Source organism: Actinoplanes sp. SE50/110 (genome assembly GCF_900119315.1).
Taxonomy (GTDB): Bacteria; Actinomycetota; Actinomycetes; order Mycobacteriales; family Micromonosporaceae; genus Actinoplanes.
This window is the reverse complement of sequence record NZ_LT827010.1, coordinates 5308375-5333549: the sequence shown is the minus strand read 5'-3', so window position 1 is coordinate 5333549 and position 25175 is coordinate 5308375. Positions and strand designations below refer to the sequence as shown.

General features: G+C 71.8%; 23 protein-coding genes. 10 read left to right on the top strand and 13 right to left on the bottom strand.

Translation table 11 applies throughout. The features are described 5' to 3' along the window. Nucleotides 1–91: 91 nt before the first annotated feature. The 3 genes from ACSP50_RS23920 to ACSP50_RS23910 are packed head-to-tail and all read right to left on the bottom strand — an operon-like array spanning nt 92 to nt 2411. On the bottom strand, nt 92–553 hold the full coding sequence (locus ACSP50_RS23920) for a hypothetical protein (protein ID WP_014691860.1): 462 nt from the start codon (nt 551–553) through the stop codon (nt 92–94). Then, entirely contained in the window at nt 550–1176 is a 627-nt protein-coding gene (locus tag ACSP50_RS23915; protein ID WP_014691859.1) for an RNA polymerase sigma factor, read from the bottom strand. The genes ACSP50_RS23920 and ACSP50_RS23915 overlap by 4 nt, the downstream gene beginning before the upstream one ends. Then, a complete protein-coding gene (locus ACSP50_RS23910; RefSeq protein ID WP_155123605.1) occupies nt 1173–2411 on the bottom strand; it encodes a S8/S53 family peptidase in 1239 nt (412 codons plus the stop codon). Before ACSP50_RS23910 ends, ACSP50_RS23915 begins: the two co-directional genes overlap by 4 nt. Before the next feature lie 170 nt (nt 2412–2581). Here ACSP50_RS23910 and ACSP50_RS23905 point away from each other — a divergent pair, with 170 nt between their 5' ends. Further along, nucleotides 2582–5260, top strand: a complete 2679-nt coding sequence (locus tag ACSP50_RS23905) for a CHAT domain-containing tetratricopeptide repeat protein (RefSeq protein ID WP_014691857.1) — start codon at nt 2582–2584, stop codon at nt 5258–5260. Here ACSP50_RS23905 and ACSP50_RS23900 read toward each other — a convergent pair. Beyond that, nucleotides 5217–6794 (bottom strand): methyl-accepting chemotaxis protein, encoded by a 1578-nt coding sequence (locus tag ACSP50_RS23900; RefSeq protein WP_014691856.1) that lies wholly within the window; start codon nt 6792–6794, stop codon nt 5217–5219. The two genes, ACSP50_RS23905 and ACSP50_RS23900, sit on opposite strands and share 44 nt — an antisense overlap. A 127-nt stretch (nt 6795–6921) precedes the next feature. Between ACSP50_RS23900 and ACSP50_RS23895 the strand changes: the two genes are divergently transcribed. Further along, nucleotides 6922–7503 (top strand): hypothetical protein, encoded by a 582-nt coding sequence (locus ACSP50_RS23895; protein ID WP_014691855.1) that lies wholly within the window; start codon nt 6922–6924, stop codon nt 7501–7503. A gap of 125 nt (nt 7504–7628) precedes the next feature. Here ACSP50_RS23895 and ACSP50_RS23890 read toward each other — a convergent pair whose 3' ends face one another. Continuing rightward, nucleotides 7629–8426 carry a hypothetical protein gene (locus ACSP50_RS23890; protein WP_014691854.1) on the bottom strand — a complete coding sequence of 266 codons (798 nt, stop codon included), beginning with the start codon at nt 8424–8426 and terminating at the stop codon, nt 7629–7631. A gap of 93 nt (nt 8427–8519) precedes the next feature. On the opposite strand from ACSP50_RS23890, the gene ACSP50_RS43520 reads away from it, so the two are divergent. Next, on the top strand, nt 8520–9044 hold the full coding sequence (locus tag ACSP50_RS43520) for a hypothetical protein (protein WP_197688084.1): 525 nt from the start codon (nt 8520–8522) through the stop codon (nt 9042–9044). 221 nt (nt 9045–9265) lie between these two features. On the opposite strand, the gene ACSP50_RS23880 is transcribed toward ACSP50_RS43520, so the two are convergent. Continuing rightward, nucleotides 9266–10705 (bottom strand): MFS transporter, encoded by a 1440-nt coding sequence (locus ACSP50_RS23880; protein ID WP_014691852.1) that lies wholly within the window; start codon nt 10703–10705, stop codon nt 9266–9268. Nucleotides 10706–10791: 86 nt separating this feature from the next. On the opposite strand from ACSP50_RS23880, the gene ACSP50_RS23875 reads away from it, so the two are divergent. Both ACSP50_RS23875 and ACSP50_RS23870 read left to right on the top strand, forming a co-directional pair. Further along, nucleotides 10792–11511 carry a TetR/AcrR family transcriptional regulator C-terminal domain-containing protein gene (locus tag ACSP50_RS23875; protein WP_014691851.1) on the top strand — a complete coding sequence of 240 codons (720 nt, stop codon included), beginning with the start codon at nt 10792–10794 and terminating at the stop codon, nt 11509–11511. A 96-nt stretch (nt 11512–11607) separates the two neighbouring features. After that, nucleotides 11608–12378, top strand: a complete 771-nt coding sequence (locus ACSP50_RS23870) for a hypothetical protein (protein WP_231956702.1) — start codon at nt 11608–11610, stop codon at nt 12376–12378. Between the two features lie 874 nt (nt 12379–13252). On the opposite strand, the gene ACSP50_RS23865 is transcribed toward ACSP50_RS23870, so the two are convergent. Continuing rightward, nucleotides 13253–13786: a GNAT family N-acetyltransferase gene (locus tag ACSP50_RS23865; protein ID WP_014691849.1), complete on the bottom strand. Its 534-nt coding sequence runs from the start codon at nt 13784–13786 to the stop codon at nt 13253–13255. Beyond that, on the bottom strand, nt 13783–14898 hold the full coding sequence (chrA, locus tag ACSP50_RS23860) for a chromate efflux transporter (RefSeq protein ID WP_231956701.1): 1116 nt from the start codon (nt 14896–14898) through the stop codon (nt 13783–13785). The genes ACSP50_RS23865 and chrA overlap by 4 nt, the downstream gene beginning before the upstream one ends. 120 nt (nt 14899–15018) lie before the next feature. On the opposite strand from chrA, the gene ACSP50_RS23855 reads away from it, so the two are divergent. Together ACSP50_RS23855 and ACSP50_RS23850 are read left to right on the top strand one after the other, a co-directional pair. After that, nucleotides 15019–15345 carry a hypothetical protein gene (locus tag ACSP50_RS23855; protein WP_014691847.1) on the top strand — a complete coding sequence of 109 codons (327 nt, stop codon included), beginning with the start codon at nt 15019–15021 and terminating at the stop codon, nt 15343–15345. Beyond that, nucleotides 15345–16202, top strand: a complete 858-nt coding sequence (locus ACSP50_RS23850; protein ID WP_014691846.1) for a hypothetical protein — start codon at nt 15345–15347, stop codon at nt 16200–16202. Before ACSP50_RS23855 ends, ACSP50_RS23850 begins: the two co-directional genes overlap by 1 nt. Nucleotides 16203–16211: 9 nt before the next feature. Here ACSP50_RS23850 and ACSP50_RS23845 read toward each other — a convergent pair whose 3' ends face one another. Next, nucleotides 16212–16760, bottom strand: a complete 549-nt coding sequence (locus ACSP50_RS23845; RefSeq protein ID WP_172898793.1) for a sugar O-acetyltransferase — start codon at nt 16758–16760, stop codon at nt 16212–16214. A 68-nt stretch (nt 16761–16828) separates the two neighbouring features. On the opposite strand from ACSP50_RS23845, the gene ACSP50_RS23840 reads away from it, so the two are divergent. Further along, nucleotides 16829–18901, top strand: coding sequence for a tetratricopeptide repeat protein (locus tag ACSP50_RS23840; RefSeq protein WP_052311702.1), 2073 nt, complete (start codon nt 16829–16831; stop codon nt 18899–18901). A gap of 48 nt (nt 18902–18949) precedes the next feature. Here the strand turns inward: ACSP50_RS23840 and ACSP50_RS23835 are convergent, their stop codons facing one another. Continuing rightward, entirely contained in the window at nt 18950–19213 is a 264-nt protein-coding gene (locus ACSP50_RS23835) for a hypothetical protein (RefSeq protein ID WP_014691844.1), read from the bottom strand. A 367-nt stretch (nt 19214–19580) separates the two neighbouring features. On the opposite strand from ACSP50_RS23835, the gene ACSP50_RS23830 reads away from it, so the two are divergent. After that, entirely contained in the window at nt 19581–20435 is an 855-nt protein-coding gene (locus ACSP50_RS23830) for a helix-turn-helix transcriptional regulator (RefSeq protein ID WP_014691843.1), read from the top strand. A gap of 12 nt (nt 20436–20447) precedes the next feature. Then, on the top strand, nt 20448–20666 hold the full coding sequence (locus tag ACSP50_RS23825; protein ID WP_014691842.1) for a DUF397 domain-containing protein: 219 nt from the start codon (nt 20448–20450) through the stop codon (nt 20664–20666). Between the two features lie 128 nt (nt 20667–20794). On the opposite strand, the gene ACSP50_RS23820 is transcribed toward ACSP50_RS23825, so the two are convergent. The 3 genes from ACSP50_RS23820 to ACSP50_RS23810 are packed head-to-tail and all read right to left on the bottom strand — an operon-like array spanning nt 20795 to nt 25138. After that, entirely contained in the window at nt 20795–23041 is a 2247-nt protein-coding gene (locus tag ACSP50_RS23820; RefSeq protein ID WP_014691841.1) for a bifunctional diguanylate cyclase/phosphodiesterase, read from the bottom strand. A 39-nt stretch (nt 23042–23080) separates the two neighbouring features. Continuing rightward, nucleotides 23081–24061 (bottom strand): hypothetical protein, encoded by a 981-nt coding sequence (locus tag ACSP50_RS23815; RefSeq protein ID WP_014691840.1) that lies wholly within the window; start codon nt 24059–24061, stop codon nt 23081–23083. Nucleotides 24062–24097: 36 nt separating this feature from the next. Further along, nucleotides 24098–25138, bottom strand: coding sequence for a low specificity L-threonine aldolase (locus tag ACSP50_RS23810; RefSeq protein WP_052311701.1), 1041 nt, complete (start codon nt 25136–25138; stop codon nt 24098–24100). Nucleotides 25139–25175: the final 37 nt, after the last annotated feature.

Here is a 25175-nt window from a genome sequence, read left to right as displayed (position 1 = left end):
GCCGGGCGCTCGCGGTCCGCGGCGTTCCGGCGCTGCCCCACGTCCGGGATCGCCGCCGGCGCCCGGTGCCGGACGCCGGCGGCGATCCGGGTCAGAGGGTCAGGGCCGCGGTGACGATGCGGCGGCCCGCCGGCGTTTCACAGGTCAGCGTGAAACGGTCGCGGGGCCGCGGAGCGATGCGGAAACAGCCGTCCTCGTCGACCGGGACGGCGGTGGTGGTGCCGTCCGCCAGGCGCAGCGTGAGGCTGGCCGGTTCGGCCGGGACGAGCTGACCGAGCAGGGCGGCCGGGGCGACGCCCAGCTCGATGGTGAGGTCGGGCGCCTCGAAGCTGAGCGTGCGCAGGTCGGCCTCCTCGGCGCGCAGGCCGGCCAGCTCGGGCGGGCGGGTGGCCGAGTCGTGGACGAGTTCGGCTAGTTCGGCGTCGACGGTGCGCCAGGTGAAGACGGCGCGGGCGGCCTCGAAGACCTCCGTCGGGGTGCGGTCCGGTGCGGCCACGGCTCGGCTCAGGGCGTGCAGGAGCTGGTCATCGTCGTACCACCAGGTGTCGGTCATTTCTTCTCCTCGTTGCCTTCGGCGTCGGTGAGCAGGGCGCGCAGGGCCGGGTTGCGGCGCAGCCGGTCCAGGCAGCGGGAGCGGGTCGGGCCGATCGCGCCGCACGGCATGCTCAGCCGGGTGCTGATCTCGGCGTACGGGACGGGCTCGTCGCGCATCAGCATGCCGAGCAGGCTGCGGCAGTGCTCCGGCAGTTCGGCGAAGGCGGCGCGCAGGGCGGCGTCGCGTTCCGCGGCGATCAGGTCCCGGTCGACCGGGCCGTCGTCGTCGGCGGGGGTGCGGGCCAGCCGGGACTCCACATCCTCCGGGTGTTCGCGCTGCCGGCAGTGGTACAGCCGGGTGCATTCGCGGGCCGTCGTGGTGGTCAGCCAGCCGGGCAGGGCCTGCGGCTCGCGCAGCCGGGACAGGTTCTCCACCAGGCGCAGCCACACCGTCTGGCTCACGTCGGCGGCGTCGGCCTCGGTCAGCCGCCAGCGCCGGCAGGTGGCGTAGACCAGGGAGGCGTACCGCGCCACCAGGGCGTTCCAGGCCGCTTCGTCGCCGGCGGCCGCGGCCGTGACGAGCGAGACCAGGTCGGCCGGTTCCGGCGGCAGGCCCGCGCGCGGGCGGTCGACGGCGGTCATGCCGACCACTTGGGGATCATCGTCGCGGTGGTGCCGGCCGCGGTGTCCTGCAGCAGCCGGTGCAGCGCCGCCGGGGCGTCCGTCTCGCCGGGCCGGATCCGGGCGGCCACCAGGCCGGAGACCCAGGCCGCGGCGAACGACGTGCCGCTCCAGGCCGCCAGCCCCGGATAGCGGCCGGTCGTGCCGGGGGTGTCCGGGTCGACCACCGACACCGCGTCGCCGAAGTAGTTGCTGACCACGTTCACACCCGGCGCCAGCAGGTCCACCCACGGTGCGTCCGGGCTGAACGTCGCCGGCATGCCCTGCGGGGTGAGCGCGCCGACCGCCACCACCTCGTCGTACGCGGCGGGCCACATCGGGCGCCGGCCGTCCTGCTCGTTCTCGCCGTGGTTGCCGGCGGCGGCGACCACCACGGTCCGCGGGCCGAGCAGCCGCAGCGCCGTGGTGACCGCGAGGGCGGGCTGGTCGTCGCCGGTGAAGAAGCCGGCCGACACGTTGATCACGTCCACCCCGCGGCCGGCGAGGGCGACCAGGTCGTTGGCGAACTGCCAGGTGGTGCCGCGGGCGTGGTCGTCCAGGGTGGGGTGGACGACCACGGCGGCACCGGGCGCGCTGCGCAGCACGATGCCGGTGACGAACAGGGCGTGCCCGGCGGTGAAGGCGACACCGTCCGGGCCGGGCGGGGGCAGCAGCGCGGCCGGCGGGGCGAGGTAGGCGCCGGCCAGCGCGCCGTCGCCCCACAGCCGGGTGTCGCAGACCGCCACGGTGGCGCCGCGCCCGCGGTCGCCGTCGAGCCGGGCCAGGCCGTCGTGCAGAGTGCGGCGGCCGCCGGGGGAGCCCTCGACCTCGGGCAGGACGTCGGCGTCGGCGGGCAGCGCTCGGCCGGACCAACCGCCGGTCAGGACCTCCGCCTGGGTCGGGGTGCCCGGCAGGCCGCGACCGCCGCCGCTGATCACGTTGGTGCTGCCGACCATCTCGACCTCGCGGTTCTTGCCGAGCACCGGCGTCCAGCCGTGGTACTCCCGGCGGAAATAGGCCCGCAGGTCGGCCAGCAGCGCGTCGAGTGGCGAGTCCGCGCCGTCGGCCGCGGCGGCCGGCCCGTCGCGCGGTCCGGCCGGCTCGCCCAGTTCGACCAGGGCCAGGCCGAGCGCCGGGCTGCGCTGCGGCTCCCGGACCGGCGTCCGGCCGAGGGTGCCGAGTCGGTCGAGCACCAGGCTCAGATGTGGCAGAGCCACGATCAGTTCATTGACGCGGTGCGTTGCGGTCGTCGTGCCCATCGTTCTCCCCGTGCGTGCGTTGCGTCCGGGAAACCCACCCGGCTTCTAGGGAAAAGAACGACTAGCAGTGGATTTGATACAAATGTCGCTGACAGTTTCGTGGCGGTGCGCCGAGCGGGGAGTACGACATGGGGCGTGACCCGGTCGCTGAGCGGCTCTGCGACGAGGCGCTGTCCTCCGTCGACGCGCAGCCCCGGCGGGCGTGGGGACTCGCCGAGCGGGCCCTGCGGACCGCTCAGCGCGCCGGCGATCCGGAGTCCGCGGCGGTGGCCGAACGGGCCCGCGGGCTGGCCGCCCTGCACCTGGCCGACCTGGACACCGCACTGCGCTGCGAACGGGGCGCGGTCCGGCTGGCCGAGCGGGCCGGCAACCCGACGCTCGCCGCCGAGGCCCGAATGACCCTGGCGTTCGTGCTGGGCCGCCGGGGCCGGACCGGCGACGCCCTCGCCGTGATCGACCAGGCCCGCGCCGACCTGCACGGGGTGCAGCGACTGCGGGCCACCGCCCAGCGCGGCGCGATCCTGCAGCACGCCGGCCGGCTCGGCGAGGCCCTGGACGCGTACCGGGAGACGCTGCCCCGGCTGCGCGCGGCCGGCGACGCGGTGTGGACCTGGCGGGTGCTCAACAACCGGGGCGTGCTCAACGTCCAGCGGTACCGGTTCGCCGAGGCGCTGGCCGATCTGCAGGACGCCGAACGGCTCAGCGACGCCCAGGACCTGCGCCTGCTCGGCGCCACGGTGCGGGAGAACCTGGGCTTCGCGCTCAGTCGGCAGGGCGAGATCCCGGCGGCGCTGCGCTACTTCGAACAGGCCGAGCAGCGGTACGGCGTACTCGGCGTCAACGTGAGCTCGCTGCTGCTGGACCGGGCCGAGCTGCTGCTCGCGGTCCGCCTCGCCCCCGAGGCCCGGGTGGTCGCCGAACAGGCGGTCGCCGAGCTGACCCGCACCCGCGGCCGGTTCAAACTGCCGGAGGGACACCTGCTGGTGGCCACCGCGGCCCAGCTCGCCGGGGACTGCGGGGCGGCCCTGCCGGCGGCCCGCCGGGCGGCCGCCGCCTTCGCCCGGCAGCAGCGCACCGACTGGAGTGCGGTCGCCCGGCTGGTCGCCCTGCGCTGCCGGCTCGGCCTCGGCCTGAAGGTCGCGGTGGCCGACCTGGTCCGGGTGGCGCGCACCCTGGAGACGGCCGGCTGGCGGCTGCCGGCGCTCGACGCCCGGATCACCGCGGCCCGGCTCGCCCTGGACCGGGGCCGGCCCGCCGCCGCCCACGCGGTGCTCGCCGCGGCCGGCCGGGCGCGCCGCACCGACCCGGCCGAGCTGCGCATCCGGGCCTGCCAGTGCGTGGCGCTGCGCCAGCTGATCGAGGGCCGGCGGCGGGCCGCGAGCGCCACCATCGCGGCCGGGCTGCGCATCGCCGAGCAGCACCGGGCCGTGCTCGGCGCACCCGATCTGCTCGCCCACGTCTCCGGGCACCGCACCGACCTGGTCGACATGGGGCTGCGGATGGCGCTCGACGCCCGGTCGGCCCGCCGCGTGCTGCGCTGGGCCGAACGCGGCCGGGCCACCCACCTGCTGCTCACCCGGGCCCGCCCGCCGGCCGACCCGGTGCTGGCCGCCGAGCTCGACGAGATGCGCGGGGTCGCCGCCGAACTGACCGCCGCGCGCCGGGCCGGGACCTCGGTCGCCGACCTGGAGCGGCGGCAGGCGGCGCTGGAGAACCGGGTCCGGGACCGGCTGCGGCAACGCGACGGTGACCACGCCGCGGCGGCGGCGCCGGCCTCGGCGGACCGGTTGACGGCGCTGCTGGGCGAGGCGGCGATCATCGAGTACGTGGAGTCCGCCGGCCGGCTGTTCGCCCTGCTCGTGGCGGACGGCCGGGTGCTGCTGCGCCCGCTCGGGCCGGCCGCCCGGATCGCCGGGCCGCTGGAACGCCTGCCGTTCGCGATGCGCCGCGCGGCCTGCGGGACCGGACGCGGCCCGGAAGCCGCCGGGCAGCTCCTGGCCACCCTGGGCGGCCGGCTCGACGACTTCCTGATCGGCCCGGTCCGCGACGCGCTCGGGGACCGCCCGGTGGTGCTGGTGCCGACCGGCACCCTGCAGTCGTTGCCGTGGGGGCTGCTGCCGTCACTGAACGGCCGACCGGTCACCGTCACCCCGTCGGCGACGCTGTGGTCCCAGGCCGCCGGCCGGCCGCGCCGGACCGGCCGCCCGCTGGTGGTCGCCGGGCCCGACCTGCCCGGCTCGGTGACCGAGGCGGCACAGCTGGGCCGGCTGTACCCGGCCGCGACGACCCTGACCGGCAGCGCCGCCACCGCCGGGGCGGTACTGGCCGCGCTCCCGCACGCCGACATCGCGCACCTGGCCGCGCACGGCAGCTTCCGGCGGGACAACCCGCTGTTCTCCTGTCTGCGGCTGGCCGACGGCCCGCTCACCGTGCACGACCTGCAGACCCTGCCCGCGGTGCCGGAACTGGTGGTGCTCGCCGCCTGCGACAGCGGCCTGTCCCTGGTCTGCCCCGGTGACGAACTGCTCGGCTTCTCCGCGGCGCTGCTGGCGCTGGGCGCCCGGTCGCTGATCGCGGCGATGCTGCCGGTGCCCGACGAGGCGGCCGCGGAGCTGATGGCCCTGGTGCATCAGCGGCTCGCCGCCGGTGAGCCGCCGGCGGTGGCGCTCGCCGCGGCCGGGCGGGAGCTGACCCGCTCCGGCGGGCCGGCCGAGCGGGTGACCGCGGCCGGCTTCGTCTGCCTCGGCGCCGGACTGCAGCCGATCAGGTGCGGAAACTCCGGGTCAGGTCGTTCAGCGCCTGACTGAGCCGGGTCAGCTCGTCGGCGGCGCGCCGCGAATGGTCGGCGCTGTCGCGCGTGCGGTCCGCGACATCGCGGACGCCCGCGATGTTCTCGGTGATCTCACCGCTGCCGACGGCGGCGTTGGCGACACCCCGGTTCATCTCGCCGGTGGTCGCGGTCTGCTCCTCGACGGCGGCGGCGATGGTGTCCTGCGCCTCGCTGATCCGCTGGATGATTTCGGTGATCTGCTGGATCGACTGGACCGCCGCCCCGGTCTGCGACTGGATGCTGCCCACCCGGGCGGTGATGTCGTCGGTCGCCCGGGCCGTCTCCTGCGCCAGATCCTTGACCTCGGAGGCGACCACCGCGAAGCCCTTGCCCATCTCGCCGGCCCGGGCCGCCTCGATGGTCGCGTTCAGGGCCAGCAGATTGGTCTGCTCGGCGATCGTGGTGATGGTCCGGACCACCTCGCCGATCTCGGCGGAGGCCGTACCGAGCCGGGACACCGTGGCGCCGGCCTGACCGACCGTGTCGACCGCGGTGCTGGCCACCATCGCGGCCTCGGTGGTGTTGCGACTGATCTCGGCGATCGCGGCACCCATCTGCTCCGAGCCGGCGGCCACCGTGTCCAGGTTGCGGGACACGTCGGCGGCGCTGTCCGCGACGATGCCGATCTGCTGCGACGCCTGGTCGGCGTCCGCCTGCAGGGCCTGGGACATGCCGGTCAGGGTGCTGGAGGCGGCGGCGACCTGCTCGGCGTGCGAGGTGATCCCGGTGACCGTCCCGGCGATCCGGTCGATCGCCCGGTCCAGCGAGGCGCTCATCCGGCCGATCTCGTCGCCGCGCCGCACCCCGGTGCGCTGGGTCAGGTCACCGTCGGCGAGCCGGTCCACCACCGCGACCACCCGCTGCAGCGGCCGCCGGATGGAGCGGGTGAGCAGCGTGGCGGCGAGCAGGGCCAGCAGCACCGCGCCGGTGGCCAGCACCAGGTCGCGGACCGTCGCGTGGCTCCGGGTCCGGGTCAACGTCGCCAGTGCGGCGGTACGTTCGGCGGTCACCGAGTCGTCGAACTTGGCGGCGGCGTCCATCGCCTTCAGGTACGGACCCGACTCGGTCACGTTGCTGATGTGCGTGGCCTGGGCGTACCGGCCCTGCTGCACGGCCGTCCACACCTGGTCGTCGATCGTCATGAAGTCGTCGAGGCCGGCCTGGAAATCGGCGGCGTGCTGTCGCTGCGCGTCGTTCGAGGCCGACTTGCGCACGTCGGCGAGCACCGCGTACACCTTCGCCTTGGCCTCGGTGAAGAAGCCGTGCTTGAGTTCGTGGTCGGAGGCGGTGTACGCGGTCTGCAGGCCGTACGCGTCGGAGAACCGGAACTGCAGCAGCGCCACCGAGCGGGCCTTGGGGTCGATCTGCTCGACCACCTGGCGGGCCTGCCGGTCGACGTTCGCCCGGACCTGCCCGGCGCTGACCGCCAGCACGATCATCAGCAGGGCGAGCGACCCGAAACCGGCCCACAGCTGGAAACCGAGCGACAAATCGCGAAAGTTGGGGCGCATCACCTCAGATTAACCATCCGGCACGGACGGCGTACCGGCTTCGTGCCAGGGGGTCAGCGGGCCGACACCGCAGCGTGCGTGGCACCGATAGAGTGCGCCGAAAGTCGATCCCTACCGGGGAGGATCCGTGCCCGCTCCGTATGCGGCGTCGCGACGTCGGTGGTTCATCGCGGTGCTCGTCCTCCTGGTGGTGCTGGCCGTGCTGACCGGCATCGCGCTGCACAAGCTGTGGAACCGGCCCCAGGCCTCCGGCGCGACGCCGACGGTCACCACCTCCTTCGGCACCCCGTCGACACCCCCGTCGTCATCCGCGTCGGCGGTGGCCGGCGCCGCGCCGCAGACCGCGTCGACCCACCGGGTCAGTGGGACGACGGCGCCGGTGGTGACCAGGACGACCCCGTCCGGGCCGGTGATCGTCTACTTCCGGGTCAGTCAGCAGCCGACCTGCCCGTCCGGTACCGACCAGGTCCAGTACCCGGGCACCCCGGTCACCCTCGCATGGAAGGTCACCGGCGTCGACAAGGTGACGCTGTCGGTGGACGGCCCGGGCATCTACGACACGTACGACGCCAACGGCTCTGCCGAGATCAACTTCTCGTGCGGCGGCGAGGCGAACTCGTACCAGTCCCACTCGTTCCTGCTGACCGCCGCCGGCAAGACCCGGAAGCTGGTCGTGAAGGCGCGGGTCAACGAGATCGCCCACACCTGAGTTCAGGACAGGTCGGCGGCGTCCAGCGCGGACTGCGGCGACCGCAGGTACCCGTCGCTGGTGACGGTCGCCCCAGCGGGTCGACGCGGTCTGCCCGGTGTAGGTGGTGGCCTGGGAGCCTCCGCTCAGCCCGTCGCCGGGGCGAGGCATCGGCCGGTGGTCAGCGCCCCGACGGCGCCGAGCCGGCTGGGATGCCGGCCGATGGCCGCGTAGGAGACCGCGCACGCCTGCTGTCCCAGCGGGACGCCGTACATCACCGTCTGCGACGGGCCACCGTCCCCGGGCTGCACCAGCCTCACCTCGGCCTCGGGATGGCCGATCGCGGCCAGCGCCCGCCGGACCGCGGCCACATCGGCATCCGCCGGCCGATGATGCTCGGCCGGATCGCTCGGATCCCCATCCGAGGGCCGATGATGCTCGGCCGGATCGTTCGGATCCCCGTCCGGGGGCTGAGGCTCCTCCGGATTGTTCGGGTCCCACTCCGAGCAGGCGGTGCCCGCCGGGCAGAGAACGCCGTCCAGCGCGGCGGTGATCTGCTCGGCCCGGCTGTCCCATCCGTCCGGCGGGGACAGCAACACCCGCCGTGGGTCACCGCCGATCTCGGCGGTGCAATCCCGGAGCTGGCTCTCGCGCACCATCCGCCGGAGCTCCGCCGGGCTGGGCCGGGCGCCCTCGACGGAGATCAGCACCGCGGTCGAACAGCCGTAGCCGCCGGTGGAGAATCTCTCCCGGTACGACTTGATCAAAGCGGCTCGGATCTCCGCCTCGCTGACGGCGGCCGGCGGTGCCGCAACGTCCGGCGGATCCACCCGCCGGGCCGGGCCCCACAGCACCGCGACCACGCCGGCCGTCATCACCACCAGCACCAGCACCCCGGGCAGCCGCAGCCGCCGCGGTGGGTCATCGTCCCCGAATACGAACACCGGACCACGCTAGGTGCGGAAGGTTGCGACGGCGGTTCCCGCCCGGTTGCCGGCGCCCGGGCCGGGGTGGCCGGGGACGGGTACGTTGAGATGGTGACTATGGATGACGGGCAGGTCAGCCGGGAGGATCGGATCGTCGCCGAGTTCGGGGACGGGCATGACGTGGCGGGGATCGCCGCCCGGTACGGGATCAGCGTGGAGCAGGTCTACGCGGTGATCCAGCGGGAGGTCGGGCCGGCGGCGCCGAGCCCGGTCGCCCCGCCGCCCGGGTATCAACCGCCGTACGGTTACCAGCCGCCGCCCGCATCTTATCCGCCGCCCGCCTATCCGCAGCAGCCGACGAACTACCCGCCTGGGGCTTACCCGCCGCCTGGGGCTTATCCACCGCCTGGGGCTTATCCACCGCCTGCGGCTTATCCACCGCCTGGGGCTTGTCCGCCGCCCCCGGCCTACCCGCCGCCCGGCCACTACGGGCCGCCGGTGTTTCCGCACGGATCTCCTGAGGTGGACGCGATCGTGGCGGAGTACGGGGACGGCCATCCGGTCGAGGAGATCGCGCGGCGGCGGGGGCTCAGCGTCGATCAGGTCTACGAGATCGTCCGTCGCGATCTGGGATAGCGGGACAACGGCGTATCAGGCGGGCGCGGGCTCGGGACGGTTTGATGGACCACCTCCGGATGCGCACCTACACGCCGCGCGGTAGGACGAACGGCCACGCACCGCGGGCGTCGTCGGCGTGAGACGGGGCCGGCTATCCGCGTACGCCGCAATCGTCATGGCGGCGGGCGGAGCGGAACGCCCGGCCGCGACAGGGAGTGGCTGTCGCGGCCGGGTGTCGGTCAGGCTTTGGCGGCGCGGCGGGCGGCCCAGACGACCAGCATGGTGCAGATCGCGGTGAGGGCCAGGGTGGACACCGTGACCGCGTTCTCGAAGGTGTGCGCGGCGGCCGGGCTGGTGTCGACGCCGGTGAGGGAGCCGCTGACCGCGGCGGCGACGATGGTGCCGATGACGGCCATGCCGATGCTGCCGGCGACCTCCTGACTGGTGTCGCTGAGGGCGGCGCCGGTGGAGGTCTGGTCCTCGGGGAGGCCGCGCATCACGGTGACGCCGGCGATGGTGGCGACGACCCGCATGCCGGCGGCCGTGAGGGCCAAAGCGATGGCGATCCAGACGTAGTCGTAGCGGCCGAGCAGGGCGTAGATCAGCAGGCCGCCGATGACCGCGCCGGCGCCGAGCGGGGCGGCGATCCGGGTGGTGAGCCGGTCGACGATCTTCTCGACGAACGGGCCGATCGCCAGCATCACGGCGACCTGCGGGAGGTTGCCGAGCGCGGCCTCGGCGGGGGACCAACCCCAGACCACCTGCAACTGCAGCGAGGCGCTGTACGACACGGCGGCCATGCCGAGGCCGAGTGCCGCCTCGTAGGCCAGGCTGGCGCCGACCGCGGGACGCTTGATCAGGGCGAAGTCGAACAGCGGGTGCGGGGTGCGGCGCTCGCGGACGACGAAGGCGGCGGCGCAGGCGAGGGCGCCGAGGCCGGCCAGCCACGGGGCGGCTTGCGACCAGCCGTCCTCGACGGCGAGGGTGGCGGTCCACAGGGCCAGGATGATGGTGGCGGTGCCGAACAGGGCGCCGGGCAGGTCGAGCGGGGTGCTGTTGCGGGCGGCCGGGTCGTCGGCGGGGATGCCGCGGCGGATGCAGACCAGCGCGAGGACGGCGATCGGGACGTTCATCACCAGCAGCGTCTGCCATGGCAGGACCTGCAGGACGAGGCCGCCGACGGTGGGGCCGACGGCCATCCCGACCAGGCCGACCGTGGCGATCAGCGAGGTGGCGCGCATCAGCAGGTTCTCCGCGTCGAACAGGCGGAAGCAGAGCGCCATGGTGCCGGGGGCGGTCATCGCGGCGGTGACGCCGACGACGGCGCGGACCGCGATCAGCTCGCCGGGGGTGCGCACCAGCAGGACGGCCAGATTGGCGAGGGTGAACAGGGACAGGCCGATCAGCATCATGCGGCGGGTGCCGTAGCGGTCGGCGACCGCGCCGAAGGCCATCATCAGGCCGCCGAACAGCAGGGAGTACCCGGAGGTGATCCACTGCAGGTCGGCGGTGGACGCGTTCAGCTCGCGGGCGATCCTCGGGAGGGCCACGTTGAGCACGGAGTTGTCGAGCATCTCCACCAGGAAGACCACGGACAGCCCCAGGATGGCGGGCCAGACGGCCCGGAGCGAGGTGGCGTGCACCTTGTCGGCGGGTGCTTCCAGGACTGCGGCACTCATCAGGCACCTCCTTCGATTCGCATTTTGGAACGGCGTTCCAGTGAAGCTAGTCTGGAACGACGTTCCAGTCATGTCAAGATGGGGTCATGCGGAACACGGATCGGCGCGCGGACGCTCTGTCCAAGGAACGGATCATCGAGGCCGCCGTCGAGATGCTGGATGCGGCGGGGGAGAGCGGGCTGACCTTCCGGGCGCTGAGCGCGCAGCTCAGTACCGGGGCAGGCGCCATCTACTGGCATGTGGCGAACAAGGGCGAGCTGCTGGTCGCCGCCACCGACACGATGCTCGCCGCGGCGATGGCGGTCGAGGACGCGCCGCGGGCGCCGGCCGCGGCGATCCGGGCCATCGCGCTCGGCGTGTTCGACGCCGTCGAAGCGCATCCATGGATCGGCGACCAGATGACCCGGCTGTCCGGGCAGTCGTCGACGCTCCGGATCTTCGAACGGATCGGGCGGCACGTGCAGGCCCTCGGCGTGCCCGAGGCGGCCCAGTTCGACGCGGCGTCCGCGCTGCTCAACTACATCCAGGGGGTGGCGGCGCAGAACGCGGCACTGTCCCGGTCGGTGACGCAGGGGACGGACCGGGCCGACGTGCTCGAAACGGTGTCGGCGATGTGGGCCAGCCTGGACACCGACGACTTCCCGTTCCTGCGGACGATCGCCGGGAAACTGCGCGACCACGACGACCGCGAGCAGTTCGTCGCCGGCATCGATCTGATCCTGGCCGGCATCGAGAGCCGCTGGCCGGCCGGGCCCCGGGGGCTTCCGCGAGACGTTGGCGGCGATCGGCACCCTGATCGGTGTTGATGTCGAGGACGACTTGAGAAACGCGCCGGTGCTGTCCTCGAGTTGACGGCTTGGCGGATGAGTGGCCGGCTTTGCGTGCTGGTGCACGAATAGCGGTTGTCGATCGAGCCCGATACCGTCCCGGACATGGGCATCAGGTACTCAGCGCTCCTGCGATGGGGCGCCGCACTCGTCACCGCCGGCGTGGCGTCGGCCGGCTGTGGGACCGTCTCGCTCCAGGGCGAGTATCCGGCGCGCGACGCCGAGCAGGCGGCACGGCGGCTCAATGACGACTTCGGTTACCGTGACCGCCTTCGGCAGGCGGAGTACATCGCCGCCACCGAGATACCCACCACGGCACAGGGCGGCAACAGCGAGGTCGGCGAGACACCGCTGGCCTGGTCCGGGCGGGTCTTCGCCGACGAGAAGGCCACCATCGACATCCGCTTCGCAGTGCGATCGCCCGATTCGGCGCCCACCGAGGAGTTGACCCGGTGCTACCGCTACACCCTTCAGTTGTACCGCTACACCAGCTATGACGAAATCGCCTGCCCGGCGGTCGCAACGCCACCGGCGCCCTCGGCCTCGCCGCCGCTGAAGTTGCCGCCCGACGCCGAGGCCCGACTGAGCGCCGCGCTCCGTGACGCCACACCCGAAACACTTGCCGGCCGCGTCCGAGCCGCCTTCCCCCATGAGGGCATCACGGTGGACACCGTCACCGACAAGGGCACCCTGGTCGCCGCGGTGGGTGTAGCCGCCGAGCGCGAATGCACCGTCGTGATCCGGAAAACGGACGGTAGGACGACGCCGGTCGCCTTCCGCGCCAGGCAACTCGAACCCGGCGAGACGGGCTGCCGAACCAGCCTGTACACACACCCGGCGCAGTAGGCCCGCCCGAGTACAACCCGATCCCGGCCGTGTCTGCCCGGCCGAGCCCGTGAACCGTCTTTCTTCTTCCCACGGACATCTGACGAACCCGAGAGGTGCAGGCCATCCGCGACACCCTTTTCGCCGCCGCGTGGGTCACGGGCAATGTAGCGAGATGGGTACCTGGTCGAGGCCACCGGCAGGCGATCGAAAATCAGGGATTCTCCGCCGGTCCACGCACAAGGGGAATCTGCGGATTCAGGGCGAGGATCCGGGAAGCGACCTCACCATGCAGGTCCGCCAGGACGACCTCGTCACGGTTCACTCGCGGGTGCTGCGCGATCAACGATCGATGTGTCAGCCGGTCGGATATTTGTGATGCCCACAAGGCGACAAGCCCGGGAAGGAACATCCAGGAAATCCGGAACGATACGGGGCCGGTGAGCAACCAGGCAGTACACACACCGACCACGGCCAGCGCGATCACCACATGGGCCCGGCGAAGCCACCTCGAGACAGTGTTGAAGGCGCAACTGCGTGCGATCCTCTTGGCGGACGTCTCGTCAACGTGTATCGGCACCCGGAGGGGCCGCCGAAATGCGGGCCCTCCGGTACAACAAGCGAGGATCAACCTCGGATCGGGAGTGCCGTCGACAATTGATCGGTTGGGCGCGCGCAAGGTGATCGGCTTCACGGGGAATGCGTAGCGTCGCGCGCCCCATCACCTTCTCCTGTCAACGCTTCGCCGCATGATAATGGGATGGCGCTGATACAGCCGGAAAATGTCGCCCTCTCGGGAATCGTCCGGGAGGTGGCCACGCCGATGGCCATGAGGTGTGTTCGGGACGGCACCACCGTCGGGGTCGGCGTCATCACCAGGCCCTCGGGTCGGCGATCAGGTGCCGCTTCCGGCCGGTGACCACTCCACGGTCCGGCGCATGCAGGCGCGGGGCCAGCGGTCCAGGCCCAGCGCGGCCTCGTGGGCGCGGACGGCGCGCAGCCCGGGAGTGATCTCGGCGCTGCCGAGCTGCCGGAAACCGCACCGGCGATAGTACGGCGCGTTCCACGGCACCTCGGTGAAGGTGGTCAGGGTCAGCGCCGGGATCCGCGCGGCCGCGGCGTGGGCGGCGAGGTGGTCGATCAGGCGGCGGCCCAGGCCCTGGCGGGCGTGGCGGCGATCGACCGACACCTGCTCGATGTGCAGACAGCCGTCGACCGGGTCGGCGATCAGGTAGGCGACGGGTCGATCATCGGGGTCGGCCGCCACCCAGGCGAGCCCGGTGCGCAGGTAGCGGGTCAGCTCGTCGATGGTGAACGGGTCGTCGTCGGCGATCTCGGGCATGCCGATGTCGCGGAACTGCTCGCCGGCGGAGCGCTCGATGTCCTGAACGGCGAGCAGGTCGTCGGGGCGCATCGGTCGGATGATCATCGCGGGAGTGGACCTCCGGCCAGGACGATGGCGACGCCGGCGGTGGCGGCCGCGAGCAGGGTGAGGACCGGACCGCGGCGCAGGGCGAGGGCGAGCGCGGCGGCGCCGGCGAAGACCGCGTACTGCCAGGGCTCGGTGAGGGCGCGCAGGAGGGGGACCGCGGATCCCAGGATGGCGCCGATCGCGGCCGGGCCGGCGCCGTCGAGGAAGGCGCCGACCCGCCGGTTGCCGCGGAGCCGGTCGAAGCGGTGCGCGCCGAGCAGGATGAAGGTGAACGACGGGCTGAACGCGACGGCCGCGGCCAGCAGTCCGCCGAGCAGGCCGGCGGCGGCGTAGCCGACGACCGCGACGGTGTGCACGACCGGGCCGGGTGTGATCTGCCCGAGCGCGACCGCGTCGAGAAACTCCGCGGCGGTCATCCAGTGGTGCTGCCCGACCGCGTCGGCCTGCATCAGCGGGATGATCACGAAGCCGCCGCCGTAGGAGAGCGCGCCGACCTTCAGCGCGGTCCACGCCAGCGGGAGCAGCGCCGCGCCGCCGAAGACCGCGACCAGCGGCGCCGGTCGCTGATCAGAAACGGGCAGGCGCTGGGCGGCGATCTCGGCGATGCCGCACGCGATCAGGACCAGTACGAGCCACGGCCCGACGGTTGCCGCCGCCACCGCGCCGAGCAGCAGGTATGCCGCCCACCGCACGCGTACCGCCCGTTTCCAGCTGGCCGGGACGAGCATCGCCCCGGACTGCAGGGCGATCGCCGCGACCGCCGATCCGGCGCCCGCGCCGGCGGCCCGCACCCAGGTCGGCGGGTCGCCGAGGAACAGCGCGGCCAGGGCGAGGATGGCGACCAGGCCGGGCACGATGAACGCGAGGCCGCCCACCAGGGCGCCGGCCCGGCCCCGGACCCGCCACGCGCAGTAGATCGCGAGCTGGGTCGAGGCCGGCCCGGGCAGCAGGTTGCACGCGGCGATGGCGTCCTCGAACTCCCGCGCGTCGATCCACTGCCGCCGGTCGACGCACAGTTGGCGGAACAACGCGATGTGCGCCGGGGGGCCGCCGAAGCCGAGACACCCGATCCGGCCCCATTGCTTGATCACGGTAGCGAGGCTGACCACGCCGGCAGCGTACGACATCTGCTTCCGCCCATCCGGCACGCGCTGACGTCCTGACCGGAGCGCGCATCGCGCCGACAGGCCGATAACCAACATCAATTCCCCTTGGCTACAGTGCTCTCCATGCCGGACGTCGCACTGCCGCCGTTGTCCGCTGCCGCCTGGGCTCTGGTGGGCGGATCGGTCGTCGAGGCGCTCGAACTCGCCGGTGCACTGCGCCGGGCGAAGGCGCTGCCGTGGAAGCGTCCCGGCGAGCCGAGACTTCCCGCATACCTGCTCTCGGTGGTCCTCCGGCTCGCCGCCGGAGCCGGGCTGGCCGCCGTCTTCGGCGCGGACGGTCAGCTCGGCGGGCCGTTCGCGGCCGGCTCACTGGGCATCACCGCTCCGCTGATGGTGGAGAAGATGCTCAGACAGGTCGGCAAACCCGAGGTCGAGGACGGCACCGCCTGATGCCGGCCGGGGACCCGTCGTTCGGCCGTCAACTGCTGTTGGCTCTGGCCAGATCCACGCCCGCGTTCCACCCGGCCCGGGAGGCTCGGCGGGCTGACAGCACGCTCCTGGACGCGGTCGCTCGACGCACCCCGGCCTTCACCGGCGACCAGCCCCATCCGGACCCGGTCCCGTTCCGCGGCACGTTCGCCTTCGCCCGGCCCACCATGGCGCGCCGCGGGTCGCGATCGCTGGCCCCGCTGCTGGCCGGCCTGGCAACGGTGCTGTTCGCGGCGGTCGGCAGCGCGGTGCTGGTGGCCGGTGCGGGCGGCCACCAGCCCACCCTGCCCCTTCCCGGCCTCACCGACGCGACCGGCACCGCCACCACCGGCGGCCCGCCGCCTGACGCGAGTGCCTCACCCACCGGCAGCGCGGCGGCCCAGGGCGCCGCCATGAACCAGTTGCTGGACCGCAGCAGCGCATCCCGGGCCGAGCTGAACGCCGCGATCATCGCGGTGCTCGCCTGCGAGAAGGTGGACGACGCCGTCAGCAGACTGCAGGCCGTGGGCGTCGAGCGCGACGAACAGCGGTCCACGCTGGCGAGCCTGGACCTCTCGGCCATCCCGTCCGGCGAAGCGGCGCGGGATGCGCTGAGTGCCGGGCTCACGCACTCGCTGAACAGTGACGTGGCCTATGTGAAATGGGCCCGGGAAAGAAACAGCGCCGGGTGCGCCGACACCCCGGCCGCCAAGGTCTACCGGCAAGCCGCTGATCACGAGTCCGCGTCCTCCGCCGTGGCCAAAGAGCAGTTCCTGGCCCTGTGGAACCCGATCGCCGTCTCGCTGGGGCTGCCGTCCCGCGGTCGCCAGGACCTCTGACCGCCCGATCTACTCGCCGAGGCGTTTGCGCTCGACGAAACTGGTGGCGGTCACCACGCTCAGCGGCGGCACATCCTTGGCGATGACCGCGCCCGCGCCGACCACCGAGCCGCGCCCGATCGTCACCCCCGGAGCGACGGTGACGGCCGCGCCGATCCACACGTCATCCTCGATGACGATCGGGGCGTGCGTGATGAAATCGAACCGCTCACCCGGCGCCACCGGATGCCCGGCGGTGCTCAGCGTCACCCGCGGTCCGATCAGCACCCGATCGCCGATGGTGATGCCGCCGAAGTCGAGAAAATAGCAGCCCTGGTTGATGAAGACCCGCTCACCGAATGCGGCGCCCAGACCGTGGTCGCAGTAGAACGGCGGCAGAATGGTCAGCGAGTCCGGCAGCGCCTTGCCGAAGATCTGGGCCAGCACGGCCCGACGCCCGTCGAGATCGTCGAAGGGCAGCGCGTTGAGGCGGAAGGTGAGATTCATGACGACCTGCACCCGCTCCGCGAATGCCCGGGACTCGGGCGTCCGGGTGGGTAGGCGTTGCTCGTTACGCACGGGTCCATGCTGGCATGTCCGCTCACCCTGGAGCCGTCCCGGTGACCACGCCACCTGAACCTCCGCCGTTGCCGACGGCTCAGGCGCTTCAACTCGGTGCCCACAACGTCCAGTACAACTTCTCCGGCGGTGCGGTGCCGGTTACCTGGCCGTGCCGGGCCGGGGTGGTGCCGCCGGAGGCGGACTGCCGGCAGAGCCGGCCGGCCGACCAGACGCTGGCCAGGCCGTCGGCATCGCGCGAGGGCACGGTCGCTCAGGTGGTCACCGGCATGGGCGGAGTCGGCAAGACGCAACTGGTAGCTCACCTGGCGCACGACTTGTGGCGGAAACGCGAGGTCGATCTCCTGGTGTGGATCACCGCGACTTCCCGACGGAACCTGGTAGCCGGATATGCCGAAGCCGCGCTGAGGGTGTTCGGCATCGAGGAGGGTGACGTGGACCGTGCCGCTCAGCGGTTCCTGACCTGGCTCGCCGAGCCACACGGCCACCGGTGGCTGATCGTTCTCGATGATGTCTCGGACCCGGCGGACCTCCGATACCTGTGGCCGCCGGCTGAAGCCTTCGGCCGGACGGTGGTGACCAGTCGGCGCCGGGACAATGCTCTGTGGGCCGGGCGACAACTGATCGAGCTGACCGTGTTCCGTCCTGCCGAGGCCGAGGTCTATCTGAAGGCGAAGCTGGCGGCCCGCCCGGCAGCTCTCGACGGCGCCGCCGACCTTGCCGCCGCTCTCGGTCATCATCCGTTGGCTCTCGCCCAGGCGGCCGCCTACATCCTTGACCGCGGGCCGCGAACGTCCTGCTCCGCGTATCGGAAGCTGCTCACCGGCCGGCGGCGCCGGCTGTCAGACCTGGCCCCGGACGCCCTGCCTGACCAGCAGGGGGTGCCGATGTCGGCGATCTGGACTCTGTCGATCGAGCAGGCCGCGCGACTGGCCCCGGTCGGCTTGGCACAGCCGGTGCTCGAACTCGCCGCCCTGCTCGATCCGAACGGCATTCCGATCAGCATCCTGACAACCACGTCAGTCTCAGCGTTCTGCGCCGAGCGGGTCGATCGCGAGATCGACGCCGACACGATCGATGAGGCGCTGCGCCTGTTGGCTCGGTTCAATCTGCTGTCCCTCGACGATGCGACCGAGACCGCTCACATCCACGCAATGGTCCAACGGGCCGTCCGCGAAACACTGACTCCGGACGCCCGTCGGCGTCTGTCGACCTGCCTGGCCGACGCCGTCTTCGAACAGTGGAGGACCATGCGCCGACGAGAGGATGCGATGGCTGCGAATGTGATCGCACTCGTGGAAGCAACCGACCTGGATCTGTGGGACCCGGAGGGCAACCTCCATCCGGTGCTCTACCGCACCCTGCATCGCATCGCCGGTGAGGGCGAGCAACCGTCGACGAGCTTCCTCGACCACCTCTACCGTAGAACGGTCGAGCATGTCGGCATCGACCACCTGAGCACGCTGCGACTCCGCATCTACCTCGCCGTCCGTCGTGGCGCTTCAGGCGACATGTCGGGCGCGGTCGACGACTTCGAGGCGCTGGTCGGGGATTGTGTCCGGACGCTTGGGCAAGATCATGATGAAACGCTGAACGTCCGCCGCAACCTCGGCGAGCACAAGGCGCGCGCCGGAGACACGATCGGGGGAATCGCCGACCTGGAGGCGGTGTTGGTCGACTGCTTGCGCATTCAGGGAGCCGACCACCCGAACACCCTCGGTGCCCGCTTCAACCTCGCGAAGTGGCGCGGCCACACCGGCGACCCACTGCGGAGCGCCGGGGAATTCGACAATCTGGTGGCGGCTCTCACTCGGGAACTCGGGCCGGACGACAGCAACACCCTGGCGGCCCGATGGAACGCTGCCAGCTTCCGAGGAATGGCGGGGGAGGGGCGGCCGGCCGTCGAAATGTTCACCGCGCTGACTCGCGACTATGTTCGCTTGGCGGGCCGGAATCATCCCGTCACCCTCGAGGCCCGCCTTGAACTGGCGAAATGGCGCGCTGTCGCCGGCGACACCTCGGATGCCATCGCTGACCTTCGCGCTCTGGTGGAGGACATGGTGCGGGTTCTGGGCGCGGACCACGCCCAGACCAGGAAGGCTCAGGATGATCTCGACGGCTTGGTGAATTCGCCTATCTGAGGTTCACGGGCCGGCGCGGTCCCGACCGTGACTGTCGAGCGCGGCCGGTCATTCCGCGGAGGCGGGGTCCGCCGCGTCCGCGATCGGCAACCGGTTCGCGGGGATCGTCCGCAGGCCGTCGAACTGCACGAAGATGGTGCGCCGCTCGATCGCGCGCCCGGCCGGGTCGATGGAGTACCCGCTTATCCAGATCCAGCCGTCGTACGTCGTCCAGTCATGCACCTGGATGACCCGGAGCAGGATGGGTTTCCGGAACTGCACGCTGGCCGCGCTGCCGACGCGGAGGATGTCACCGGGCCGGGGCAGTGTCATGGCGACGGCCTTTCCCGCCGGTCAGGTCATGGTGCCGTTGCGGCAGTTCATATTGCGGTTGTACGTCCATGGAAGCTCCCTGTCGATCAACGAACCGCACGGGTGTGGTTGCCGGCCGCCGCGGGGCACCGGGGTCGTGGACTCTCGTCGCCGCGGGATCGGCGATCGTCGTCGACTGTGGAGTGGGCGGCTCGGTCGCGATAGCCAGAGTGGCACTGCCTTCAGGGGGCGTCAATCTTATGCCGTAACTTTTCGTTCCTCGAAAGAGGGACATCACTATGGATCTTCCACCTAACGCCGTTGCCGTATGCCGACGAAGCGAGCACGATGTCCTCGATCGATTCCGGCGAGGGAAGTGGAGTCCGCCATGGCGCGCCCGATCGGCCCGACCATCCCGCGCTGGCAGCTCGGCGAGCAGTTGAGTCAGCTGCGCACCTCCGCCGGCAAGTCGCAGCAGGACGCCGCCAACCGTCTGGGCTGCTCGATCAGCAAGATCCAGAAGATCGAGGGCGGCGAGGTCGGCATGAAACCGGTCGAGCTGGAAGCCCTGCTCGTCCTCTACGGCGCCCCGGACGCGCTGAGCGGCCAGTTGCAAGAGCTGCGCACCCTCGGCGCCCAGCGTGGCTGGTGGTCGAAATACGGTGCCGTCTCCGCTCCGTTCTCCACCTTTCTGGGTCTGGAGAGTGCCGCCACCAAAATCAGGATCTTCGAGCCGCTCATGGTTCACGGTCTGCTCCAGACCGAGGCTTATGCCCACGCCTTGACCGAGGCCTCCAATCCCTCGATGCCGGATACTGAAGTAGACCGACAAGTCCGGATTCGCCTGGAGCGGCAGGACCGGGTCTTCCTGGAGGAGCCGCCGGAGATCTGGGTCGTGCTCGACGAGGCCGTTCTCCGCCGGCAGATCGGGAGTCCGCAGGTGATGGCGGAACAGCTCAACCACCTGCTGCGCCTGCCGAAGCGGGTGACCGTCCAGGTGGTCCCGTTCGCCAACGGCAGCTACCCGGGCACGCTGGGCGCCTTGACGTTGTTCGAGTTCGCGGAAGAGTTGCACAGTCCGGTCGCCTACGTGGAATCCCAGGCAGGCAACCTTTACCTCGAACGGGAAGACGATCTGGCGCGGAGTAACGTCTCCTTGAACCACATCACCGCGGCGGCACTCAGTAAGCAGGAGTCCCGTGAGCTGATCGCCGCGGTCGCCCGCCAGCTCGTACCGCAGTAGTAGGAGCCATCGATGGACAAGTACCACGTCAATCTTGCCGACGCGCAGTGGCGCAAGTCCACCAAGTCCAACGCCAACGGCGGATGCGTGGAGATCGCTCAGGTTGACGGCTTCGTCGCGATCCGGGACTCGCGGAATCCGGATCGTGAGCCGCTGATCTTCGACGCCACCGAGTGGGACTGCTTCCTCGACGGTGTCGCGAAGGGTGAGTTCCCCGTTCCGCGCCCCTGAGCTCGGTCGACGGCCCGGTCACCGCAACCGGTGGCCGGGCCGTCGTACGCCCGCCAGAACGCTCCCCGAGGCTAACCCCTCCACCGGCGTCGATCGATGTTTTACGACGTAACTTCGAGAATGGCACGTTACTGTGCAACTTGCAGGTCGGCGGCCTGCTTCCCCAGGAACGCGGCGTGCCAGCGGTCGAAGTCGGCGGCCGGCATCGGCCGGGCGTAGTGGTAGCCCTGGGCGATGTCGCACCCGAGTTCACGCAGCGCCGCGACCGCCGTCGCGTCCTCGACACCCTCGGCGACGACCGACAGGCCCAGGTTGTGCCCGAGGCTGACCGCCGTCCGCACCAGGACCGCGTCGCCGTGGCTGGTCGCCATCCCCTGGACGAACGACTTGTCGATCTTCAACTCGTCGACCGGCAGGCGCTGCAGGTAGCTCATCGACGAGTGGCCGGTGCCGAAGTCGTCGACCGACAGCCGGATGCCGCCCGCGTGCAGGGCGTGCAGGACCGCGAGGCAGCGCTCCGGGTCGGTCATCACCAGGCTCTCGGTGACTTCCAGCTCCAGCACGGCGGCCGGAACGTCGTACGACCGCAATAATTGAAAGATCTGATCGGGGAAGCTCGGGTTGAGCAGGCAGCGGGTGGACAGGTTGACGGCGACCGGGAGGAGCCGGCCGTCGCGGCGCCACGCGGCCGCCTGACGGACGGCGATCTCCAGGACCCGGGTGGTCAGCGGGTGGATGAGGCTGGTGGTCTCGGCGATCGGGATGAAGCTGTCCGGGGGGATCCGGCCCCGGTCCGGGTGCTCCCAGCGGATCAGCGCCTCGACGCCGGCCACCCGCTCCCCGTCCAGCTCGATCTTGGGCTGGTAGTGGACCGTGAGCTGGTCGTCGGTGTCCAGCGCGCGGCGCAGGTCGGCGAGCAGCTGCAGCCGGTGCGCCGGGTCGGCGTCCTGCCCGGGCTCGTACTCGTGCACACCGGTGGCCTGTTCGGTGGCCAGTTGCAGGGCGCTGCCGGCGTGCCGGAGCAGGGTCTCCGCGTCGTCGCCGTGCCCCGGCCCGGCCGCGATCCCGGCGCTGACTTCGACGTCCAGGCTGACGTCGCCGAGGGTGAAAGCCGGCCGCAGAACCTGCAGCAGGTCGTCGGCCACCCGGTGCGCCCCGGCGAGGTCGCCGCCGGGCAGCAGCACCGCGAAGTCGTCGGCGCCGACCCGCGCCAGCAGCGCGCCGGACGGCACCGCCGCGGACAGCCGCCGGGCGACCTGGGTCAGCAACAGGTCGCCGTGCCGGGTGCCGAGCAGGTCGTTGACATCCTTGAAGCCCTGCAGGTCGAACAGCAGCACGGCGGCCCGCTGCCCGCCGTCCAGTGCGGCGCCGAGACGGTCGGCGAGCAGGGTGCGGTTCGGCAGGCCGGTGAGCCGGTCGTAGGTGGCCGACCGGCGGACCGCGGTCAGATACCGCCAGCCGCTGACGGCGGAGATCAGGATGATCAGCAGCGCGCCGAGCAGCAGCGCGAGCGATCCGATGCTGAGACCGTGGGTCCAGCCGCGGCCGAAGGCGGGCGCGGACACCGCGAGATACCAGTCGTTGGCGTTGCCGCGGGTGGCGTGGATCCGCTGGTACGCGATCCGCCGCCCGCCCAGCGTGGTCACACCGTGATCGCCGGCGCCGGGCGGCAGGGCGGCGGGGATGCTGCCGGTGCGGGTGTCGACCAGGACGTGGCCGGTCTGCGCGTCGACGATCGACGCGGCGATCGAGCCGGTGGTGCCGGCCATCCGGAAACTGTCCAGGGCGATCTCGAAGTGCACGATCCCGGTGTGCCCGGCGGCCCGCACGGTCGTCGAGTTCGAGATCACCGCGTTGTGGGTGTCCGTCGACTCGTACTCCTTGGCCTGGTACACCTGGCCCGGTTCGAGCGCCAGGGTGGGCGCGAAGAAGGCGTTGTCGTCCTCGTCCCGCGACAGGTCGTCAGGGCCGGCCGGGGTGCTGTCGACGACCCGGGCGATCTCGGTGCCACTGCTGTCGATGAAACAGGCCTCACCGATCCGCCCGGGGAAGAGGGTCTCCAGGTAGCCGAGCGCCTCGTTGACCCGGCGCAGCTTGGCGGGGGTGGCGGGTGCCGCGTAGTAGTCGCTGAACACCGGGTTGTCGGCGAGCACCGCGTCGATCGCGCGGGCCCGCTCGAAGTAGTTCTGCAGAGCCTCCACCTGACGCCCCAGGGTGACGTCGAGCGCGTGGTCCTGCGCGTCGACCCGGCCGCGGCGCACCGCGAGCACGCTCGTCACCACGCTGGAGATCAGCACCAGCACACCGATCAGGAACACCGTCATCCGGACGGTCCGATCGATCTTCCGCTTGCGGGAGCCCAGCGTCGCAGCCATCAAGGATGACCATCGGACGCTGAGCCCCCGGCGTGAGCCCTACGGACGAATCGGCGCCGCCGCGTCCGCGGTCCACGGGACGGCGAGGCCCATCTCCGGCACCGTGCCCAGCTCGATGTCCAGCTCACCGCCGGTGGCCGCGGCCGGGCGCCGGAAGGTGAACGGGTAGCTGACGGTGTCGTCGGACGGCGGGGCCGGGACCGTCACCCGGAACCAGTCCGGCTCCTCGGTGACCTTCGGCCAGCCGGCGCCGGAGCGTTCCAGGCCCTCCGGCGGGAAGAACGAGAGGGTGAACTGTTCCGGTCGCGCACCCCGGTGACGGGTCACGGTCACGATGGTCGTGCCGTACCGGAAACCGTCCTTCTCCGGCCCGAGCGTCAGCGGACCGGCGGTGATCGACGCGTCCGTCACGTGCGGGTTGACCGGCATCCTTCGTGGGCCGCTGACCTGCACGAACTTGCCGCTCCGCAGGGCGTAGCCGCGGGTCTGCCAGATCTGCGGCGTACGGTCGTCGCAGCACCGCTGATAGTCGGCGACGGCCGTGGTCAGCACCCCGCCGGTCACCTTCGGGCTGTCCGCGCGGATGTCCCGGACCGGTCCGGTGGTCGCCGCCACCCGCCCGAGGGAGATGATCGCGCCGGTGGCGTCCCGGTCGTACACCACGACCTGTTTGCTGCCGCCCTCGATGAGACAACCGAACGTGACGATGGTTTCGTCCGCACCGTCATGATCGACGTCGCCATAGGCGACCGACAGGATCAGGATCGAGTCACCGTACGGCGGTTGCCCCTCCGCCACGCTCCCTCCCTCGACCGGCACCTGACCCCGGTGGAAGTGCAGGCGCCCAGACGGTCCCCGCACGTTGTCCGCGGGCCAGGCCGGGACGTCGAGCGTCGCCTCCCGCAGGTCGGCGAGCGAGATCCGCCCGTTCGGCGCGGGGTCGGGCGCGGCCTGCGCGGACGATCCGATCGGCAGGGTCACGGTGAGGGCGGCGAGGGCCGCGAGCAGCTTCGGTCTCATTGCGCGCCATCCTCCGCCCTCCGAGCCCGTTTGGTGTCACCGTTGGGAGTAATTCACCCGATTTGGGCACGCCGCCCGGATGGCGTCTGCCAGCCGGTCGACATCCGCCGCGGTGGTGTCGAACGACGTCATCCACCGCGCCTCGCCACTCGGCCAGTCATGGAAGAGAAACTGCTCGTGCAGCGTGGCCAGGGCGTCCGCGGGCAGCCGCGCGAACACCGCGTTCGCCTGCACCGGGCGGTCGATCGTCAGCCCCGGCAGGTCCCGCACCCGGTCGGCCAGCCGGGTGGCCATCGCGTTGGCGTGCCGGGCGCCGCGCAGCCACAGATCACCCTGCAGCAGCGCCAGGAACTGGGCGGAGGCGAACCGCATCTTCGACATCAGCTGCATCGACGACATGCGCAGATGCTCCAGCCCCCGATCCAGCCGCGGATCGAGCACCACCACCGCCTCCCCGAACAGCATGCCGTTCTTCGTACCGCCGAACGACAGGATGTCCACTCCGGCGTCGGTGGTGAACGCCCGCAGCGGCACCCCGAGATGGGCGGCGGCATTCGCGATCCGGGCGCCGTCCAGGTGCACGACCATGCCATGCTCGTGCGCGAACGCGGCGATCTCGCCCACCTCGTCCGGGGTGTAGACGGTCCCCGACTCGGTGGCCTGGGCCAGCGACACGACCTGCGGCCGGGCGCGGTGTTCATCGTCGAAACCCCACGCCTCCCGCCGGATCGCCGCCACGGTCAGCTTGCCGTGCACGGCCGGCACCGGCAGAAGTTTCAGCCCGCCGACCCGTTCCGGCGCGCCGCACTCGTCGACGTGGATGTGCGCGGTGTCGACGCAGATCACCGCACCCCACCGGTCGGTGGCGGCCTGCAGCGCCACCACGTTCGCCCCGGTGCCGGTGACCACCGGATAGGTGGTGGCGGTCGGGCCGAAATGGTCGCGGAAGACGTCCTGCAGGCGGGCGGTCAACGGGTCCCGCCCATAACTCTCCGCATGCCCCTGATTGGCGTCCGCGAGAGCGGCCAGCACCTCAGGATGCGCCCCACTGTGATTGTCACTGGCAAAAGAGATCACCCCGCCAGTCTTACAGCGGACATCCTGACCGGCCGTC